Source organism: Ruminococcus sp. RTP21198st1_G1_RTP21198_201120 (genome assembly GCF_040924265.1).
Taxonomy (GTDB): Bacteria; Bacillota; Clostridia; order Oscillospirales; family Ruminococcaceae; genus Hominimerdicola; species Hominimerdicola aceti.
Genome location: NZ_JBCOMH010000025.1, coordinates 1 through 3,220, shown reverse-complemented (window position 1 = coordinate 3,220; position 3,220 = coordinate 1). Strand labels below are relative to the sequence as shown.

Below are 3,220 nucleotides of genomic sequence, written 5' to 3'. Positions count from 1 at the left end.
GTATTGAAACATAGCTATCTGTAATCAAAACATAGCCTAAAAAAATGCAGATAAATGTGCAAATTATATTAGCGATTAACTGCTTGACTTTATTATTCTCTCTAATTAAATTATGAAAAACATAAAAAATCAATAATGATGCTCCAAGATAAAGAATGATCTGGAATAAAATATTGATTGGGATTGTTACAGCCAGACGAATAAGAACTGATTTTCCAATTAAAGAAGAAGGAGTACAACAAATAGCAATAGTTATCAGCATAATAATCAAAATTATTACTACTGCATATATCATTTTTTTTGAGAATGTTTTTTTCATATTGCCAAATCACCTTTTGTAAAATTATCTTCTATATACAAGATGTTTCTATATGCAAGTAAGTCCATTTCTCCATTGTCAGTATCAACTGTTGATGTATAATCATAAATATATTTTCTTATCCATAATGGAATAGCAAGCATATTTTCACTATACTTCATCTCAGCAAATTGTCAAAATAATATTTTGACAGAACCTAACAAATATTCCAAATAAGATAATGTCTAATATGAACCGCCATAGGAATGATTTTGTGAATTGGGTCATTGTTTTTTCCCCTAAAATAATCAATCTTCTTTTTCCAGTGGTACACTCTCATACTCTTCAGAATTACTATTCTTACTCCTCTTAGAATATAAAATGGTATTGCTGATAGGGGCTTGATCTTCGACTTCTTCGTCATTATCCAAAACAAGAGTGACAGCGTAATCTCCGGCAGGAGCAAAAGTTAGAATATTTGTCCAGTTTGACCGAATAGCTAAACTGCGCTTATAGAACTCGCCGTCACAGGTAATGTACCAATATATTTTCTTTTCCATCTCAGCTAATTCTACGCTGTTCGGATCTAAATCATCATACACTGCAATACCAGAACGCTCTACAAGTATTGTATTGTTTTCATTAACGCTTAATCTTATTTCAATATTTTGTTTTATAAAATATGAATATGATGGAGAACTAAGTGACAAATTGTAATCGGAGGTATCCGTTATATCCAGAACTTCTTTTACATAACCTGATCTTTTATAATATGAGATTCGAAAATGCCGTTCAACTGGAATTTCTTTTTGAAATCCGTTGTCGCCCTTGATCGTTTCGACCTGACTTGATTTTAGTGATCGTTTTACATTAACACCATCACTGTTTTCTACCCAAATATTTCGATTATCGTATAACTCAATGCTGTCGGTTTCAATACTTATCGGATCATCATATTCTATATCGTCATTTATTTCGGATATCAGAGACAACTGTTCAAATACTGTCATATTGCTGATCTCAAATATTTTATTTATACCTGCACCTACTCCTATAAGCAAACAAATAAAAACTAATATCCGTATCCGATTTTTTAACAAAAAATCTTTATCATGGTTTATTACGGCTGATGTAATAATTTTCAAGCCTAATTTTTTTGACTTATTAAATTTCCTATATCTTGCACTTAGCAAAAGGCCCTCACCCATAGCCATTATAATGACTGCGGCATTATACACAACCAAAAGATAGCATATAAAATTAAATATTATCAATCTTTTGAAATCAGATATACCGTTAGTGAATATCCCTTCATACAAATATTCATAATAAACACCATAAGCCGCAAAAACGCCAATCAGAAATAAAATAACATTTATTAAGCAAACATAGTAAATATGATTTTCTAACTCATTATTGCCATCTATCAAAAAAATCCTCCTCTAAGTTCAATAATCTTCTTATTTCATTAATTACAAGTTTTGACCGTGTTACTAAAAAGGTCAGATATTCATGAAAAAGCAGTAGATATGCCTTGATTGCCTAATTCTAATACTGAAATAAGCAATGGAAACAGTGTATAGAACTCAGAATCTTCAGCCTTTTTAGTATCTGCTTCGACTGCATTCAAGTCATCTATTTTAAATTGTATCACAGCTTCTTCAATTTTGCAACCCTCATCGTAAATAAATTCCGAACAAATTCCTAAAGTTGCATCATTTGTCATTGCTTTTGAGTAAAGGCTTTCTCTTGCATCAAGATTTGACAGAATATTTCCTGCAGCTTTCATTTTAACCGATACCTCGAAAGGATTTGTATCGGCATCAATATTTGAAAAGCTTTCGACAACTGACGGAACGTCAACTTCAAATATATACTCAGAATCAGGCACGCCAAAAGTCTGGGGATTGGTTCCGCTGAGAGATTTTGTATTTTTAATTCACCGGTAAAACCGTTACCCCAATCGTTGGTAACATTCAGCGAAACAATATATTCATTTTCTGCTTTATCGGTTCTTTGTGAACAGATTTCAAAAGCTTTTGGAATTTCAAGACCTTCTCCTGTCACACAGTAACCGAAATTCACTTCCTGATCGGACTGAATTTCATAATTATATCCTGCGTTTTTTATAATATACTGAGTTTCGCTGCTGCTGTAAGCAATGCCGTTCCAAAGTCCGCTTATCTCTCCATGAGCGTCGTATTTCAAAGCCCAGTTTGATATAGTTTCTGAACATAAATTTTTGATTTTATTTCAATATTCTGATTATTGCCCCATGAGCTTTTAATATCATAATAAACAACATAACCATTGCCTATATAGACAGATGAATTGTTATCAGCAACATCTGCTGCCGAAGCGTAGACCGGAACAATTATGTTGATGGGGACAATAACAGACATGAAAATTGAAATGATTCTTCTTTTCAATTTTTTCCTCCAGATATGTAAAATCTTGTTTTCATAGGAATCCGACGCACAGTTTTCCATGCTGAAAAATTATGATCAGAAATCCGATTACCGCTCCTATGGTAATGCTTTGTTATATTTTTTTAGTCATCAAAATTAGAAGAAAGTGTTTTTTTTCTTGCTGAATAATGTCCGACGATACTTTCTCCGGGTTTCAGACTGATTGTTTCAGACTCGCCGTCTTTTAAAAGAGTCGTTAAGAATCTTTGAATATTTTTCTTGTCCACATTTCCGTTTTCCCACGGAATAATATCAATTATTCCATTAGGATAAACAACAGTCATGTCGTTTACATTAAGGAATTCTGAGTATCCGCTCTAAAAAGCCAAAAAGCCAATCCTATTGGTTTCTCTATTTTAAGAGATACCAACAAAAATGGCAGGCTTAGAGCATAATATACTCAAAGTCTGCCGTTTTGTTTGACGATGTTTAATTGTTGAGGGTTCAGATCCTT

At 32.6% G+C, this 3,220-nt stretch carries 6 protein-coding genes; all 6 read right to left on the bottom strand.

What is annotated here, in order from left to right; genetic code table 11:
• Positions 1 to 319: hypothetical protein (locus AB5627_RS13270; protein WP_368369897.1), on the bottom strand; the 319-nt coding region annotated here is incomplete at its 3' end.
• A gap of 287 nt (positions 320 to 606) precedes the next feature.
• Positions 607 to 1,728: a hypothetical protein gene (locus tag AB5627_RS13265; protein WP_022287862.1), complete on the bottom strand. Its 1,122-nt coding sequence runs from the start codon at positions 1,726 to 1,728 to the stop codon at positions 607 to 609.
• An 80-nt stretch (positions 1,729 to 1,808) separates the two neighbouring features.
• Positions 1,809 to 2,189 carry a hypothetical protein gene (locus AB5627_RS13260; RefSeq protein WP_265291136.1) on the bottom strand — a complete coding sequence of 127 codons (381 nt, stop codon included), beginning with the start codon at positions 2,187 to 2,189 and terminating at the stop codon, positions 1,809 to 1,811.
• The gene (locus AB5627_RS13255; protein WP_022287864.1) at positions 2,084 to 2,506 is read right to left on the bottom strand and encodes a cellulose-binding family II; all 423 of its coding nucleotides are present in this window, start codon (positions 2,504 to 2,506) and stop codon (positions 2,084 to 2,086) included. The genes AB5627_RS13260 and AB5627_RS13255 overlap by 106 nt, the downstream gene beginning before the upstream one ends.
• Positions 2,503 to 2,727, bottom strand: a complete 225-nt coding sequence (locus tag AB5627_RS13250) for a hypothetical protein (RefSeq protein WP_022287865.1) — start codon at positions 2,725 to 2,727, stop codon at positions 2,503 to 2,505. The genes AB5627_RS13255 and AB5627_RS13250 overlap by 4 nt, the downstream gene beginning before the upstream one ends.
• Positions 2,728 to 2,849: 122 nt before the next feature.
• Positions 2,850 to 2,993 carry a hypothetical protein gene (locus AB5627_RS13245; protein WP_207741426.1) on the bottom strand — a complete coding sequence of 48 codons (144 nt, stop codon included), beginning with the start codon at positions 2,991 to 2,993 and terminating at the stop codon, positions 2,850 to 2,852.
• Between the last annotated feature and the right edge of the window lie 227 nt (positions 2,994 to 3,220).